The organism is Polaromonas sp. P1_A2, assembly GCF_056406895.1.
This window is the reverse complement of sequence record NZ_JBFTZI010000001.1, coordinates 406005-420617: the sequence shown is the minus strand read 5'-3', so window position 1 is coordinate 420617 and position 14613 is coordinate 406005. Positions and strand designations below refer to the sequence as shown.

Here is a 14613-nt window from a genome sequence, read left to right as displayed (position 1 = left end):
CGCCATAAATACGCCTGACATGACCCTCCTCCAGAAGCTGCTCGCCGCCTGCCTTCCGCCCGAAGCCGTTCAAGCCATCCATGAACAGATGTACGTCCATCCCGGCCTGCAGCAAGCCGCGACGGGCAGCGTAAGCCGCGCGGAGCTGGCCCAGGCGCTGAATATGGCGCTGTTCCACGGCCTGGTGCAGCGGGTGCCGGCCGGGCAGGACTACATCGCCAGCGACGTGCTGGGCCAACAGCGCAAGGTGGTGTTCGACCACGGCGCGCTGCGCACCGTGCGCTGGCCCAGCGGCGCCCTGCCGGCCGGCGAGGCGGCCTTCACGCGCGTGCTGCGCCCGCTGGGTTTTGAGCTGCAGGGCACCTACCCGCTGCCGCGCCTGAAGATGACGGGCCGCGCCTACAGCCACCGCGATTTCCCCGAAGAGATCGCGCAGTTTTTTGTCTCCGAGCTGCATCCCGAGCAGTTCTCCGCGCCCTTCCAGTCCGCCGTCACGCGCGTGCTGTCGACCTCGCGCGACCCGCTGGACCCGCAGGACATTGCCGACCTGGAGCAGCTCACGCGCGACGGCGTGCTGCCGCTGGCGCAGGCGCTGCGCCTGCTGCCGCAGCTGCTGCAATGCTTTGACCGCCAGCACGGCGTGTTCGCGATGGACGACTACGAACTGCTGCTGGCCGAATCCGCCGAGATGGCCTGGATTTCCACCGAGGGCAATGCCTTCAACCACGCGACCGACCGCGTGGACGACGTGGACGCGGTGGCGGCACGCCAGCGCGCGCTGGGCCGGCCCATCAAGGACAAGGTCGAAGTCTCCGCCAGCGGCCGCGTGCGCCAGACGGCCTTTCGCGCCGCGGGCGTGCAGCGCGACTTCATCACGCCCGAAGGCCGCGTCTGGCGCGAAGTGCCCGGCTCGTTTTATGAATTCATCACGCGCGATACCTTACACACGGCCGGCGCGGCCAACGACCCGGTGCAGCCGCGCCTGGACCTGGCTTTTGACGCCGGCAATGCCACCGGCATTTTTGGCATGACGGCCGCCCGCGCATGACCGCCGCGCGCGGGCCGCTGCGCCCGCTCTACGCGCAGGCCAGCGGCTCGCCGATACGCGCCATGCTGGCGCTGGCCGGCCGTGAGGGCATGGTGTCGCTGGCCGGCGGCCACCCCGACCCGGCGCTGCTGCCGGCCGAGTGGCTGCGCGAATCGCTGCTGGAAGTAGCGGGCACGCTGCAAGGGCGCAGCCTGCAATACGGCGCGACCGAAGGCCTGCCCGCGCTGCGCGAAGCCAGCGCGGCGCTGCTGCAGGGACGCGGCCTCACGGCGCAAACGGAGGACGTGCTGATCACCAGCGGCTCGCAGCAGGCCATAGACCTGCTCGCGCGCGTGCTGGTCGAGCCCGGCGAAGGCGTGGCCGTGGAATCCTTTAACTATCCCGCCGCACTGCAGGCTTTTCGCTTCGCGGGCGCGCGCCTCGTGGAAGTGCCGACCGATGCGCAAGGCATGGACGTCGAAAAGCTCGAAGCCCTGCTGCGGGCCGAAAGCCCGCGCGTGCTGTATGTGGTTCCCAACTTCGCCAATCCGACCGGCGCCGTGATGCCGCTGGCGCGCCGCCTGCGCCTGCTGGAACTGGCCGCGCAATACGGCGTGACGCTGCTCGAGGACGATCCCTACGGAGAACTCTGGTTTGGCGCGGCGCCGCCGCCCTCACTCGCGCAACTGAACCAGCAGGCCGGCTCGCCCGCGCAGGTCGCTTACATGACCAGCTACTCCAAGGTGGTCGCCCCGGCCCTGCGCCTGGGTGTGCTGCTTGCGCCGACCGACATCGCGCGCGGCGTGGTGCTGGCCAAACAGGCGGCCGATGTGCACAGCGGATCGCTGGAGCAATTGACCTTGGCGCTCATGCTGGCTTCCGGACGCCTGGCATCGCACCTGGACATGCTGCGCCCGGCGTATGCCGCGAAAGGCGATACGCTGGACCAGGCCTTGCGCACGCATTGCGGCGGCTTGCTTGAATTTGACAAGCCGCAAGGCGGCATGTTCATATGGGCAAAGCTGCCCGCGAGCATGCCCTTGCTGTCCACCCAGGCCTGGGTGGACTTCGGCCTCGCCAACCAGGTGCTGGTGGTGCCGGGCGCGGCCTTCAGCATCAGCGGCGCCGCACAGCCCTGGCTGCGCCTGAGTTTTGCCAACCCCGCGCACCAGGCGCTGCGGCAGGGCGCCGAACGCCTGGGCCGCGGCCTGCGCGAGCTTGCCGCCAAAGCCGCGAACAACTGATTTCAAGACACACCAAGAAAGGACTTCATCATGAGTCACGCCAACGACGTTTCATCCCTCTTCAAAGCCCTGGGCCTCGCCGCTGAACTGAACAGCAAGGCGGCCTCGGCCATCACCGTGGCCACACCCATAGACGGCAGCCAGCTGGCCCGCGTGGCCGTGCACAGCGCCGCCGAGGTGGACAGCGCGCTCAACACCGCCCAGCAGCGTTTTCTCGAATGGCGCAACGTGCCCGCGCCCAAGCGCGGCGAGCTGGTGCGCGCCTTCGGCGAAACCGTGCGCCGCCACAAGGCCGAGCTGGGCCAGCTGATCTCGCTGGAAACCGGCAAGATCCTGCAGGAAGGCCTGGGCGAGGTGCAGGAGGTCATAGACATCTGCGAATTCGCGGTGGGCCTGTCGCGCCAGCTGTACGGCCTGACGATTGCCAGCGAGCGCCCCGACCACAAGCTGCTGGAAACCTGGCACCCCGTGGGCGTGGTCGGCATCATCTCGGCCTTTAACTTCCCGATGGCGGTATTCGCCTGGAATGCCGCGCTGGCCCTGGTCTGCGGCAACACCCTGGCCTGGAAACCTTCGGAAAAAACCCCGCTGTCGGCCATCGCGCTCAACGGCCTGCTGCTGCAGACGGCCAAAGACCTGGGCCTGGCCACCGAAGGCCTGAGCGAGTTGCTGATAGGCGAACGCGCCACCGGCGAGTCGCTGGTGAATCACCCGCACGTCAAGCTGGTCAGCGCCACCGGCTCCACCGCCATGGGCAAAAACGTGGCCATCACCTGCGCGGGCCTGTTCAAGCGCTCGCTGCTGGAACTGGGCGGCAACAACGCGGCCATCGTCGCCCCTTCGGCCAACCTGGAACTCGTGGTGCGCGGCGCAGCCTTCGCGGCCGCCGGCACCGCCGGCCAGCGCTGCACCAGCTTGCGCCGCCTCATCGTGCACCGCTCCATCTACCCGGAACTGGTCAAACGCCTGGTCGCCGTGTTTGAACGCCTGCCCATAGGCAACCCGCTCAAAGACGGCACGCTGGTCGGCCCGCTGATAGACGGCCGCGCGTTCGACGCCATGCAGTCTGCCCTGGCCGAAGCCAAAACGCTGGGCGCCCAGGTGCACTTCGGCGACAAGCAGCCCGGCGAGGGCACGGCCCACTATGTGCGCCCTGCGATTGTGGAACTGAAAGAGCAGGCCGGCCCCATGCTGCACGAGACCTTCGCGCCCATCCTCTACGTCGTGCCTTACGACAGCTTTGAGGACGCGATCGCGATGAACAACGCGGTGGCGCACGGCCTGTCATCGGCCGTCTTCACGCAGGACCTGCGCGAGGCCGAGCTCTTCACCTCGGCGCGCGGCTCGGACTGCGGCATCGCCAACGTCAACATAGGCACCAGCGGCGCCGAGATAGGCGGCGCCTTCGGCGGCGAGAAAGAAACCGGCGGCGGCCGCGAGTCGGGATCCGATTCGTGGAAGGCCTATATGCGCCGCGCGACGAATACCGTCAACTACGGCTCAAGCCTGCCGCTGGCCCAGGGCATACGCTTTGATATTTGATATCTAGTCAGTAGGCCGCGCCGGGCGCGGCCGGCTGCACGGCGCCGGATGGCACAAGGTCCGAAGCCAGGCGCCTGGCGGCGTTGGCATAGACCAGGACGTCGACGCCGACGGCCACAAACGTGCAGCCCAGCGCGAGATAACGCCTGGCCAGCGCCGGGTCCGAGGTCAGTGTGCCCGCCGCCTTGCCCGAAGCGATGATGATTTTCATGGCACCCTCGATCGCAGCCTGCACCTCGGGGTGGCCAGGCTTGCCGCGGTGGCCCATGGAGGCGGCCAGGTCGGCCGGTCCTATAAAAACGCCGTCCACGCCCTCCACCGCGCAAATCGCCTCCAGGTTGCCCAGGGCTGTCACGGTTTCCGCCTGCACCAGCAGGCAGACTTCGTCGTCCGCTGCGTCGAGGTAATCGGTGCGCGCGCTCCAGCGCGAAGCACGCCCCACGGCGCTGCCGACGCCGCGGATGCCCAGCGGCGGATAGCGTGTGGCGCTGACCATGGCGCGCGCCTGCTCGGCCGTGTCGACCATGGGAATCAGCAGGTTGTGTGCGCCTATGTCCAGCAATTGCTTGATCAGTGGCACCTCGCCGGCCACCGCGCGCACCACGGGCTGCGCGCGGTAGGGCGCCACGGCCTGCAGCGAAGCCAGTGTGCTGCGCACATCGTTGGGGGCATGTTCGCCGTCGATCAACAGCCAGTCGAAGCCGGCCGTGGCGCTGACCTCGGCGAGGTAGGGATCGGCCATGGAAAGCCACAGACCCACCTGGGGCCGGCGGGCAGCGAGAGCGGTTTTGAAGGGATTGTTGGCGGGCATGGAAGTGTCAGGTCGGGTCGGGAAATAAAGGAGCGGCCGGACCGGCTCAAGCCGCCACGAGGTGATGGGCGGGCAAGGTGCCGGTGGCCAGGTAATCCACGATGTTACGCGCGGTGATGTTCGCCACCTGCAGGGCCGCGTCGCGGGTGACGCCCGCGACATGCGGCGTGAGCAGCACATTGGGCAACGCCAGTAGCGGGTGGCCGGCCGGCAGCGGCTCGGTGTCAAAGGTATCCAGCCCGGCACCCTCCAGCTGGCCGGACTGCAAGGCCTCCAGCAGCGCCGCTTCGTCCACGACGGGGCCGCGCGCCGTATTGATGAGCAGGCCGCCGCGCCGCATGAGCGACAGCTCGCGCCGGCCTATCAGGCCGCGTGTGCGTTCGGTCAGCGGGCAGTGCAGGCTCAGGATGTCGACCTGTGCCAGAAAGCGGTCCAGGTCGGGCTCTGTGGCATGGCTGTCCGCCTGCCCATGGGGGCGCAACACCAGCACCCGGGCGCCCAGCGCGGCGGCAAGCCGCGCCGTGCTGCGGCCTATGCTGCCGTAGCCCACGATGCCAACCACGGCACCGCGGAAATCGCGCCCTTGCCAACTGCCGTCGGCCCAGCGACCGCCGCGCACCATGTTGTCGAGCAAAGGCAATTGCCGTGTGAGCGAGAGCATGAGCGCCAGCGCGTGCTCAGCCACGGCATCGGCATTCGCGGCGGGCGCCACGGCGACGGCGACGCCGCGTTGGCGGGCGGCGGCCAGGTCCACGCTGTCCACGCCCGCGCCGTTCTTGGCGACGATCTTCAGCGCCGGGGCGGCGGCCAGCACGCGCGCCGAAATGGGCTTGGAGCCCCGTAGCACCACAGCCTGCGCGCCTGTGGCCGCCAGCTGAGCCGCCAGTACGTCTTCAGTTACGGGATCGGGCAGAAAAGTGATCTGCCCGCCCGCGCCGCGCACGATGTCTTGCGCGGACGAGGCCCAGTGGGCAGCGGTGACGAGAACCTGGAAGTTGGAATCCATGGGCTCAGTCTATGCGGATGCCGCTGGCCGTAATGAGCTTGCCATAGCGGTCCCATTCGTCCTGGGTAAAGCGGGCCAGGTCTTGCGGCGCGCCGGGCTGGGTCCGCACGCCCAGGTTGCCGAATTTTTCCAGAACGTCGGGCTGCTTGAGCACGGCGACAAGCGTCGCGTTGAGGCGGCTGATGACTTCCTTGCTGGTCTTGGCGGGTGCGTACAGCGCATACCAGGCATTGACTTCAAAGCCGGGGTAGCCCGCCTCCGAAAAAGTGGGGACACCCGGCAGCTCGGGCAGGCGTGAGGGCGCCGCGACGGCCAGGGCCCGGACCTTGCCGCCCTTGATCAGCGGCGCGGCGCTGGTCAAGGTATCCAGGATCATGTCGAGCCGGCCGCCCAACAGGTCCATGGTGTGCGCGTTGCCGCCCTTGTAGGGCACATGGCTGATCTGGATATGCGCGCTCTGCTTGAACAGCTCGGCCGCCAGGTGCAGCGGCGAGCCGTTGCCGGCGGAACCATAGTTCAGCGTATTCGGCTGGCGCCGCGCGGCTTCGACCAGCGAGCGCAGGTCGGTGTAGGGCGACTCCTTGGCGACGATCAGCACCATGGGCACCACGCCTATGGTGCCCACGGGGGTGAAGTCGGCGATGGCGTCATAACCGGGCTTGGCATAGAGATGCGGGCTGACCGCGTGGCTCGCCAGCGAGCCCAGCACCAGCGTGTAGCCGTCGGGAGCGGCCTTGGCCGCCGCGGCGGTGCCGACGGTGGTGCCGGCACCGGGGCGGTTGTCGATGATGACCGGCTGCTTGAGGCTCTCGCCCATCTTTTGCCCCACCAGGCGTGCCACGGCATCGTTGGCACCGCCGGCGGGGTATGGCACCAGCAGGGTCAGCGGCTTGCTGGGATAGTCGCTTTGCGCGTGGGCCGCCGGGCTCAGCGCGCAGGCGGCCAGGGCCGCCAGCAGCAGCATGCGGCGGGCGATGCGCCGCACGGTGGGAGTAAGGCTTGGCATGGTCATTGTCTCCTTGTGTATTTTTCAAACGGTCTGGCGCTTCGAGGGCCTTTCAGGCGGATCGCCTCGGCCGGCCCTCCGGCCGCTTGCCATGTGCCGCCCGTCGGGCAGCCCCTGGCGGGATGCTTCAAGCGCAGTCGACAGCTGTTGCGCCGCTCAGCTGACGATGCCCAGGTGCCAGGGCACAAATTCGTGGTCGCCCAGGCCCAGCGCCTCGCTCTTGGTCGGCTCGCCCGAGGCGTGGCGCAGGATCTCCTCAAAAATCCGCCGGCCCATCTGCGCGACGTCGAGCTCGCCGTCCAGGATGGCGCCGCAGTTGATGTCCATGTCCTCCTCGAGGCGCTTGAACATGGCCGTGTTGCTGGCCAGCTTGATCGTGGGCGCCGGCTTGGAGCCGAACATGGAGCCCCGGCCGGTGGTAAAGCAGATCAGGTTGGCACCGCTGGCAATCTGGCCGGTCGAGGCCACCGGGTCGTAGCCGGGCGAGTCCATGAAGACAAAGCCGTTCTGGGTGATAGGCTCGGCATATTCATAGACCGCCTGCAGCGGCGTGGTGCCGCCCTTCATGGCCGAGCCCAGCGACTTCTCGAAAATATTGGCCAGCCCGCCGGCCTGGTTGCCGTGACCGACCACACCGTTGAACTGCGCGTTGTGGCCCGCCGTGTATTTTTCCCACCAGGCCAGCCGGTCCAGCAGCTTCTGCCCCACTTCGGGCGTGACGGCGCGGCGGGTGAGCATGTATTCGACGCCGTGGATTTCAGGGGTCTCCGACAGGATGGCGGTGCCGCCGTGGCGCACCAGGATGTCCATGGCCGCGCCCAGCGCCGGGTTGGCCGTGATGCCGGAAAAACCGTCCGAGCCGCCGCACTCCAGGCCTATCTTCAGGTGGCTCGCCGGCACAGGCTGGCGCCTGGCCGCATTCGCTTCAGGCAGCATCTCCAGAACGGCGGCGATACCGGCCTCTATCGTGGCGCGGGTGCCGCCGACCTCCTGCATCACCATCGTGCGCATCAGCTTGCTGGTCTCCAGGCCCTGCGACTCCACCAGCGACGACACCTGGTTGCGCTCGCAGCCCAGGCCGACGATCAGCACACCGGCCAGGTTGGGGTGGCGCGCATAGCCGGCCAGGGTGCGGCGCAGCACGTCGAAATGCTCGCTGGGGGACGACATGCCGCAGCCGCTGGTCTGCGCGAAGGCCGCCACGCCGTCCACATGGGGGAAGGCCGCCAGCCGCTCAGGCGTGAAGTGGGCCGCGATATTCTTGATGACGGTGGCCGAGCAATTGACCGAGGACAGGATGCCGATGAAATTACGGGTGCCGACGCGGCCGTCGGGGCGCACAAAACCCATGAAGCTGGCGCGCTCGGCCTGCGGCACATAGTCCACCGGCCGCACGTCCTGCCCGAAAGCGGGGTCGCGCTCAAAATCCACCAGCGCCATATTGTGCGAATGCACATAGTCGCCCGCCTCGATGTCGCGGGCGGCCACACCGATCACCGTGTCGTACTTCAGGATGCGCTCGCCCCGCGCGATGCGGCGGGCCGCGACCTTGTGCCCCGCCGGCACCTGCGCCCGCGCGCGCGCGCCGGCTTCCGGCAGTTCCTGGCCCAGCGACAGCGCGGTTTTGGCGACCAGCACGTTGTCGTTGGCGTGCAGGCGTATCAGCGGGCTGGCGGCGGGGGAGCCGGGGAAAGAAGCGGTCGTGGTGGTGGTCATGGTTTCTTTCGGCGCTCGGCGCCGGGCTTCTAGCTCTTCATCAATTCCTTGAGCTTGAGCTTGTCGATCAGGGTGGTTTCTTTCTGGTACATGGCGGCCACGTATTTTTCGTAATCGGGGCCGTCGAGATACAGCACGGGCGCATCTATCCTGTCGGCCACCTGCTTGAACTCGGGGCTGGCCACGGCCACGCGAAAGGCCTCGCGCAGCTTCATGGCCACGGTCGGGTCCAGGCCTTTGGGCGCGCCTATGCCGTTGGGCGCATCGACCACGACGTTGTAGCCCAACTCCTTGAGCGTGGGCGCGTCCTTGAAGCGCGAAGCGCGGCGTTCGCCCCAGGTGGCCAGCAGCCTGAGCTTGCCCGCCTCAACATGCGGCGCCCAGGAACTGGAATCGGCCAGCAGGTCCACATGCCCGCCGAGCACGGCCTGCAGGGCCTCGGCGCCGCCCTTGTAGGGGACATGGTTGAACTGGATGCCCGCGGCCAGCGCGAACTCTTCCATGCCCACGTGCGTGGCGCCGCCGACGCCCGCGTGGGCATAAGTCAGCTTGCCGGGGTTGGCCTTGGCAAAGGCGACGAGCTCCTGCAAGGACTTGAAGCGCGATTCCGCGGGGACGGCCATGCCGAAAGTCTGGCCCGAGGTGCGGGCCAGGTAGGTCAGGTCCTTGAGCGGGTCCAGCTGCAAGGTGCCCAGCTGCGAAAAGCGCGTGACGGAAATCGGGATCTGGCCGATGGTGTAGCCGTCGGGCTTGGCGGAGGCCATGGCCCGGGTACCGATCATGCCGGAAGCGCCCACCTTGTTTTCCACCGCGATGGCCTGGCCCAGCACGCGCGAAGCGACCTGGCACAGGGCGCGCATGGACTGGTCGGCGGTGCCGCCCGCGGGCCAGGGGCAGATGAAGGTGAGGGGCCGCTCGGGATAGCCCTGGGCTGCGGCGCCCAGGGGTTTGGCCAGCGCCGCGGCGCCGAGCGCGGCGCCGCCGACCAGCAGGCTGCGGCGCCTGGCGCTGAAGGGGAAAAGGGAATCCTGGGGAGAAATTGTCATGGGTTTGTCTGCCTCTGGGTGGATGCTGCGCGCGGTATGTGCGGCGGCGGTGGCTGCCGCTTTGCGCATTTCTTGTTCCCCGATTCTTGTCGGCTTCCTCATAACAATCTAATCGAATTTCAGAATCGCTTCATAGCCTTTCGGTTAACATGATTCATGACCCAGATAGACCGCGCCCTGCGTTCCAACATCAAGCTGCGCCATCTGCAGCTGCTGGTGGCGCTGGACCAGTTCCGCCACCTGGGCCGGACCGCCGAGTTCCTGTCGGTCAGCCAGCCCGCCGTCTCGAAAATGCTCTCCGAGGTCGAGAGCATGCTCGAGCTCACCCTGTTCGACCGCTCCACCCGAGGGACAGAACCGACCTCCAACGGCCAGGCGCTGATCCGGTTTGCCCGCTCGGTGCTGGCCGAATATGAGCGCACACGCGACGAGATTTCCGCGGTGGCCAGCGGCGCGGCCGGACGCACGCGTGTGGGCGCCATGGTGGTGGCCATGCCCGTTCTGCTGGCGGGCGCCGTCAAGCTGCTCAAGCAGCGTTCAACCCTGGCAACCGTGCTGGTCGAGGAAGGTGACCTGACGCGGCTGTTGCCGCGGCTGCGCATGGGCGAGCTGGACCTGTTCGTCGGCCGCCTGGAGCCAGGCTACGCCGCCCCCGACCTGGTGACGGAGGCGCTGTTCGACGAGCCCATGGTGGCCGTGGTCAAACACGGCCATGCGCTCATGCGCCAGAAAAAACCGGGCTGGAACGACCTGGCCGGCATGCCCTGTGTGCTGCCACCGCCCTGGGCATCGCTGCGCGTAAAGCTCGAACAGACTTTTTTTCGCCACGGCCTGAACCCGCCCAGCGACATCATCGAGACCTCGTCCTTCCTGGCGCTCAGCACCTTTGTGCAGCAGCGTGACGCGGCCGGATTCCTGGCGCGCTCGGTCGCCCTGCACTTCCAGCGGGAGGGTTTGTTCGACGTCCTGGCTATCGAGGTTCCGATCGAACTGCCGCCCATAGGGCTCATCACCGTGCGGGGCCGGCGCTTGACGCCCAGCAGCGAGCAGTTGATGGCCTGCCTGCGCCTGACCGCGGAGTCCATCCGGCAATCCGATCCGCGGGCCAAGGCTCGCGGGAACCGCAAACCGGTGCGGGTCCGTGTGACTCCTTCCCCCGCTGGGGGAAGGTAGGGATGGGGGCCTGCGGCGGATGATTCATCGCAGCCCCAAATAAGGCCGAGGCCCCCATCCCAGCCTTCCCCCAGCGGGGGAAGGAGCAAGATTCAGACTTCGCTGAAGTCCGGCTTGCGCTTGCCCAGGAAAGCCGAAAACGCCTCGCGCGCAGCCGGCTCACCCAGCATGCGGCCAAAACTCGCGCCTTCTTCGGCCATGCGCTCGGCCACCAGGGTGGCATTGCCCTTTTTCATGAGGCGCTTGGTTTCCATCAGCGCGCTCAGCGGCTTGGCGACCAGCTTTTGCGCCTGCCTTTGCGCCAGCGCATTGGCTTCGGTGGGCGGCACGATGCGGTTGATCAAGCCGATTTCGAGCGCGGTCTCCGCCATGAAGGGTTCGCCCAGCAATAGCGCCTCGGCCGCGCGCGGGTAACCCATGAGCTGGGGCACCAGCAGGCTGGACGCCGCCTCGGGGCACAGGCCCAGGTTCACAAAAGGCATGGAGAAAGCGGCATTGTCGCCCGCGTACACCAGGTCGCAATGCAGCAGCAGCGTGGTGCCTATGCCGACGGCCGGGCCGCACACCGAGGCCACCAGCGGCTTGGGAAAGCTGCTGATGCCGCGCAGGAAGCGGAACACCGGCGAGTCCTGCGTCGCGGGCGGCTTGTTCAGGAAGTCGGCAATGTCGTTGCCGGCCGAAAAAATCGTCTCATGGCCCTGGATCACCACGGCGCGCACCGCCGTGTCGTGGTTGGCGGCTTCCAGCGCGTCGGCCATGGCGCCGTACATGGCGGAGGTGATGGAGTTTTTCTTGTCCAGGCGGTTCAGCGTGATGGTCATCACGCCGGCGTCGACATGGCTCAGGATTTCGGGGATAGGGGTGGGAGTGTTCATGGTGTTTCCGTCAAGACCTCAAGTGTCTCATTCCTTGTAATAGACGACCTGCGTGCTGGTGGCCAGCAGCACGCCGGCTTCGCTCCACAGCTGCGCCGTCTGGTCGAAAAAGCCGTTGCGAAAGGCCTGGGCCTTGGCCTGGCCCAGCAAAAAGCCGTCGCCGCATTCGGCAAGCTGCCGGCTGTCCGCATGGAAGTAAGTCGTGATGGAGACCGTGCCGGCCGGCACGCGCGTGGCGCGGCGCAGCCAGACGCGCGGGTAGAACACATCGGACATGGCGGCCAGCGCCGGGAAATCCAGCGGGCGCGGCGGGTCGTCGCGCACCCACAACTGCGTGAGGCTGTCCACGCCGCTGCCGTCCCAGACCTGCGGAATCACGCCGCGCACCGGCCGCATGTCGTAGCGGTTGGTCCAGGCCGACGTGGCAAAACGCAAGCGGCCCGTCGCATCGGCCAGCGTCACCGCGGGCATGGGTGTGTCGTCAAGGCTCCAGGTTTCGCGGCGTACCGCCGTGACGGCCGTGGCCGTCATCACGGCGCCGGCGGCATCGCCGTCCTGCGACAGCTCTACCGTCCAGTGCTGGGTGGAGCGGTTGGTGCGCGCCGGCCTGGCCGTCACGCTGAAGGGCCCTTCGGCCATGGCCGCCGCATAGTTCACCGTCAGCGCCACCGGCTCGCCCAGCAAGGCCGGGTGCAGCAGGATGGCACGCAGGGCCGTGGCCGCCGTGGTGCCGCCGAAGGGCCCCACCATGTTCCAGTAGTCGGGGCTGCTGTGGCCCAGCCAGGTGTCCGGCCTGTCGGCGCCGGCGGCCGCCAGCCGCAACGCCTGGTCAAAAGAATGCATGCTTGTCATGCCCTCAAGTGTGCCCTGGCTTCGCGGCTCAGGCCGTCGTCCTGGCGACGCCGGCCATGCCTTCGATGATTTGCTGGGCGCGCGGCCACAGGCTGTTGTTGAATTGCTCGCGGAAGAATCCGAAATGGCCTATGCGCTTGACCTTCAGGTCCGCCGGCGCGATGCGCTCAAAGGTGCGCGGCGCGTTGGCATACAGGTTGATCAGGTTTTGTGTGCCGCGCCAGGTCATCAGTTCATCGTCGGCGATGGACAGCGCCGTGACCGGAAAGCTGACTTTGCCGTAACTCAGGCGCGCGCTTTCGCCCTCGGCGCCCACGCTGTACTGCGGGTTCAAACACCACTTGCGCCACTGCATCATCACGCCGGCCGGCAGGTCGCCGACCTTGCGCAGCGAGCGGCCCGGGAAATAGCCGAAAAGCCGCGTCGCCAGCGGCACCAGCACGTACCAGAAGTACAGAATCATGCGCCTGAGCTGGGGTGCGTTGTCGCGCCAGTAGCCGCTGCCCGCCGCGATGCTGACCATGCCGTCAATCTTGTGCTGGTTCTTGAGGAAGCCCGGCAGTTGCGCGCCCAGGCTGTGGCCCAAGAGGTAAAGCGGCGCATCGGGCAAGGCCGCCTTGGCGGCATCGACCACGGCCTCGTAGTCGCCGGCCCAGTCCAGCAGGTCGGCCTTGAAGCCGCGCAGGCTGCCACCGGCCGTGGCCGGCAGCGAGTCGCCCGAGCCGCGGTAGTCAAAGGTCGTGACCCGAAAACCCTGGCTGGACAGCCACTGCGCAAACGGCGCGTAGTAATGCTGCCGCACGCCCATGGCGCCGCCAATGACCACACTGGTGTGGGCGGCGAGCGTGACGTCATAAACCCGCAGCGAGAGCTGCGCGGTGCCGGTGGCCAGAGTCTGGATTTGCATCGATGTCTCCTGAAAGTATCAGCAATTACCGTCAACTAACTCGGCGCCACGCCCCCCGCAACAGCCTCAAGGGCGTAGCGAGCGGGATGCAGTGCGAGGCGCGGGTGCCCGAAGAAAACCGGAGCGACCTTCAGGGTCGTGAGGATTTTCTTTGGGCTGCAACAACGCAATGCGCCCGCGCAGTAGCCCCTCACACCCGCTCAAAAATTCCAGCGGCTCCCTGTCCCATCCCCACGCACATGGTCACCATGCCGTATCTCAGTTGATGCCTGTGCAAAGCATGAATCACGGTAGCCGCCCGGATCGCGCCCGTCGCGCCCAGCGGATGGCCCAGCGCAATCGCGCCGCCCATGCGGTTGACCTTGGCCGGGTCCAGCTTGAGCGTGTTGATCACGGCCAGCGACTGCGCGGCAAAGGCTTCGTTCAGCTCGATCCAGTCCATGTCGTCCTGCGTAAGGCCGGCATAACGCAGTGCGGCGGGAATCGCCTCAATCGGGCCAATGCCCATGATTTCAGGCGGCACGCCTTTGGCGGCGTAACTCACAAAACGCGCCAGCGGCTTGAGGCCGAACTGTTTGACGGCTTTTTCGCTGGCCAGCACCAGCGCGCCCGCGCCGTCGGAGGTCTGCGAGCTGTTGCCGGCGGTGACCGAACCGCGCGCGGCAAACACCGTCTTGAGCTTGGCCAGGCCTTCGAGCGAGGTGTCGGGGCGTGGACCCTCGTCCAGGCTCACGGTGCGGGTCTTGGCGACCACTTCACCAGTTTCCAGATTGGCCGTGCGGTCGGTCACTTCGACGGGCGTGATTTCATTGCTGAACTCGCCGGCCTGCTGGGCCTTGATGGCCTTGAGGTGCGATTCGAGCGCGAACTGGTCCTGCGCCTCGCGCGAGACCTTCCACTGCTGGGCCACCTTCTCGGCCGTCAGGCCCATGCCGTAGGCGATGCCGACGTTCTCATCGTTCATGAACATATTGGGCGACAGCGAAGGCGAGTTGCCCGACATGGGCACCATGCTCATGCTTTCGGTGCCGGCGGCAATCATCACGTCGGCTTCGCCCACGCGGATGCGGTCGGCCGCCATCTGGATGGCCGACAGGCCCGAGGCGCAGAAACGGTTGACGGTGATGCCGCCCACACTGGTCGGCAGGCCGGCCAGCACCGCGCCTATGCGCGCCACGTTCAAGCCCTGCGGGCCTTCGGGAATCGCGCAGCCGCAAATGATGTCTTCAATCGCTTTCGGGTCCAGCGAGGGCACTTGCGCGAGCGCGGCCTGCAGCGCCTTGACCAGCAGGTCGTCGGGCCGCGTGTTGCGGAAATAGCCCCTGTGCGAGCGCCCTATGGGCGTGCGCGTGGCGGCGACGATGTAGGCTTCCTGGACTTGTTTGGCCATGATGGTTTCCTTCAATTT

13 protein-coding genes are annotated in these 14613 nt (G+C 67.3%); 4 read left to right on the top strand and 9 right to left on the bottom strand.

Translation table 11 applies throughout. The features are described 5' to 3' along the window. Positions 1-19: 19 nt before the first annotated feature. From AC1D09_RS02005 to amaB, 3 genes are read left to right on the top strand one after another with little or no spacing between them, the layout of a single operon-like run. A complete protein-coding gene (locus AC1D09_RS02005) occupies positions 20-1048 on the top strand; it encodes a 2-oxoadipate dioxygenase/decarboxylase family protein (protein WP_477663256.1) in 1029 nt (342 codons plus the stop codon). After that, the gene (locus tag AC1D09_RS02000) at positions 1045-2271 is read left to right on the top strand and encodes an aminotransferase-like domain-containing protein (RefSeq protein WP_477663255.1); all 1227 of its coding nucleotides are present in this window, start codon (positions 1045-1047) and stop codon (positions 2269-2271) included. Before AC1D09_RS02005 ends, AC1D09_RS02000 begins: the two co-directional genes overlap by 4 nt. 30 nt (positions 2272-2301) lie before the next feature. Beyond that, positions 2302-3813 carry an L-piperidine-6-carboxylate dehydrogenase gene (amaB, locus tag AC1D09_RS01995; protein WP_477663254.1) on the top strand — a complete coding sequence of 504 codons (1512 nt, stop codon included), beginning with the start codon at positions 2302-2304 and terminating at the stop codon, positions 3811-3813. A 7-nt stretch (positions 3814-3820) separates the two neighbouring features. Here the strand turns inward: amaB and hpaI are convergent, their stop codons facing one another. The 5 genes from hpaI to AC1D09_RS01970 all read right to left on the bottom strand — a co-directional run bounded on the left by hpaI (position 3821) and on the right by AC1D09_RS01970 (position 9398). Continuing rightward, entirely contained in the window at positions 3821-4624 is an 804-nt protein-coding gene (hpaI, locus tag AC1D09_RS01990) for a 4-hydroxy-2-oxoheptanedioate aldolase (RefSeq protein ID WP_477663253.1), read from the bottom strand. Between the two features lie 46 nt (positions 4625-4670). Then, the gene (locus AC1D09_RS01985; RefSeq protein WP_477663252.1) at positions 4671-5630 is read right to left on the bottom strand and encodes an NAD(P)-dependent oxidoreductase; all 960 of its coding nucleotides are present in this window, start codon (positions 5628-5630) and stop codon (positions 4671-4673) included. 4 nt (positions 5631-5634) lie between these two features. After that, on the bottom strand, positions 5635-6636 hold the full coding sequence (locus AC1D09_RS01980) for a Bug family tripartite tricarboxylate transporter substrate binding protein (RefSeq protein ID WP_477663251.1): 1002 nt from the start codon (positions 6634-6636) through the stop codon (positions 5635-5637). 156 nt (positions 6637-6792) lie between these two features. Further along, entirely contained in the window at positions 6793-8352 is a 1560-nt protein-coding gene (locus tag AC1D09_RS01975) for a UxaA family hydrolase (RefSeq protein WP_477663250.1), read from the bottom strand. Between the two features lie 29 nt (positions 8353-8381). After that, positions 8382-9398, bottom strand: coding sequence for a tripartite tricarboxylate transporter substrate binding protein (locus AC1D09_RS01970; RefSeq protein WP_477663249.1), 1017 nt, complete (start codon positions 9396-9398; stop codon positions 8382-8384). Between the two features lie 156 nt (positions 9399-9554). Between AC1D09_RS01970 and AC1D09_RS01965 the strand changes: the two genes are divergently transcribed. Beyond that, on the top strand, positions 9555-10571 hold the full coding sequence (locus AC1D09_RS01965; RefSeq protein WP_477663248.1) for a LysR substrate-binding domain-containing protein: 1017 nt from the start codon (positions 9555-9557) through the stop codon (positions 10569-10571). Between the two features lie 92 nt (positions 10572-10663). Here AC1D09_RS01965 and AC1D09_RS01960 read toward each other — a convergent pair whose 3' ends face one another. The 4 genes from AC1D09_RS01960 to AC1D09_RS01945 all read right to left on the bottom strand — a co-directional run bounded on the left by AC1D09_RS01960 (position 10664) and on the right by AC1D09_RS01945 (position 14595). After that, the gene (locus AC1D09_RS01960) at positions 10664-11446 is read right to left on the bottom strand and encodes an enoyl-CoA hydratase (protein ID WP_477663247.1); all 783 of its coding nucleotides are present in this window, start codon (positions 11444-11446) and stop codon (positions 10664-10666) included. A 27-nt stretch (positions 11447-11473) separates the two neighbouring features. Continuing rightward, the gene (locus tag AC1D09_RS01955) at positions 11474-12298 is read right to left on the bottom strand and encodes an acyl-CoA thioesterase (protein ID WP_477663246.1); all 825 of its coding nucleotides are present in this window, start codon (positions 12296-12298) and stop codon (positions 11474-11476) included. A gap of 28 nt (positions 12299-12326) precedes the next feature. Continuing rightward, positions 12327-13205, bottom strand: coding sequence for an alpha/beta hydrolase family protein (locus tag AC1D09_RS01950; RefSeq protein ID WP_477663245.1), 879 nt, complete (start codon positions 13203-13205; stop codon positions 12327-12329). A gap of 190 nt (positions 13206-13395) precedes the next feature. Next, positions 13396-14595 carry an acetyl-CoA C-acyltransferase gene (locus AC1D09_RS01945; RefSeq protein WP_477663244.1) on the bottom strand — a complete coding sequence of 400 codons (1200 nt, stop codon included), beginning with the start codon at positions 14593-14595 and terminating at the stop codon, positions 13396-13398. Between the last annotated feature and the right edge of the window lie 18 nt (positions 14596-14613).

Coding starts and splice junctions, on each gene's coding strand:
- AC1D09_RS02005 (WP_477663256.1), top strand. CDS start 20: ATGACCCTCCTCCAGAAGCTGCTCGCCGCCTGCCTTCCGCCCGAAGCC.
- AC1D09_RS02000 (WP_477663255.1), top strand. CDS start 1,045: ATGACCGCCGCGCGCGGGCCGCTGCGCCCGCTCTACGCGCAGGCCAGC.
- amaB (WP_477663254.1), top strand. CDS start 2,302: ATGAGTCACGCCAACGACGTTTCATCCCTCTTCAAAGCCCTGGGCCTC.
- hpaI (WP_477663253.1), bottom strand. CDS start 4,624: ATGCCCGCCAACAATCCCTTCAAAACCGCTCTCGCTGCCCGCCGGCCC.
- AC1D09_RS01985 (WP_477663252.1), bottom strand. CDS start 5,630: ATGGATTCCAACTTCCAGGTTCTCGTCACCGCTGCCCACTGGGCCTCG.
- AC1D09_RS01980 (WP_477663251.1), bottom strand. CDS start 6,636: ATGCCAAGCCTTACTCCCACCGTGCGGCGCATCGCCCGCCGCATGCTG.
- AC1D09_RS01975 (WP_477663250.1), bottom strand. CDS start 8,352: ATGACCACCACCACGACCGCTTCTTTCCCCGGCTCCCCCGCCGCCAGC.
- AC1D09_RS01970 (WP_477663249.1), bottom strand. CDS start 9,398: ATGACAATTTCTCCCCAGGATTCCCTTTTCCCCTTCAGCGCCAGGCGC.
- AC1D09_RS01965 (WP_477663248.1), top strand. CDS start 9,555: ATGACCCAGATAGACCGCGCCCTGCGTTCCAACATCAAGCTGCGCCAT.
- AC1D09_RS01960 (WP_477663247.1), bottom strand. CDS start 11,446: ATGAACACTCCCACCCCTATCCCCGAAATCCTGAGCCATGTCGACGCC.
- AC1D09_RS01955 (WP_477663246.1), bottom strand. CDS start 12,298: ATGACAAGCATGCATTCTTTTGACCAGGCGTTGCGGCTGGCGGCCGCC.
- AC1D09_RS01950 (WP_477663245.1), bottom strand. CDS start 13,205: ATGCAAATCCAGACTCTGGCCACCGGCACCGCGCAGCTCTCGCTGCGG.
- AC1D09_RS01945 (WP_477663244.1), bottom strand. CDS start 14,595: ATGGCCAAACAAGTCCAGGAAGCCTACATCGTCGCCGCCACGCGCACG.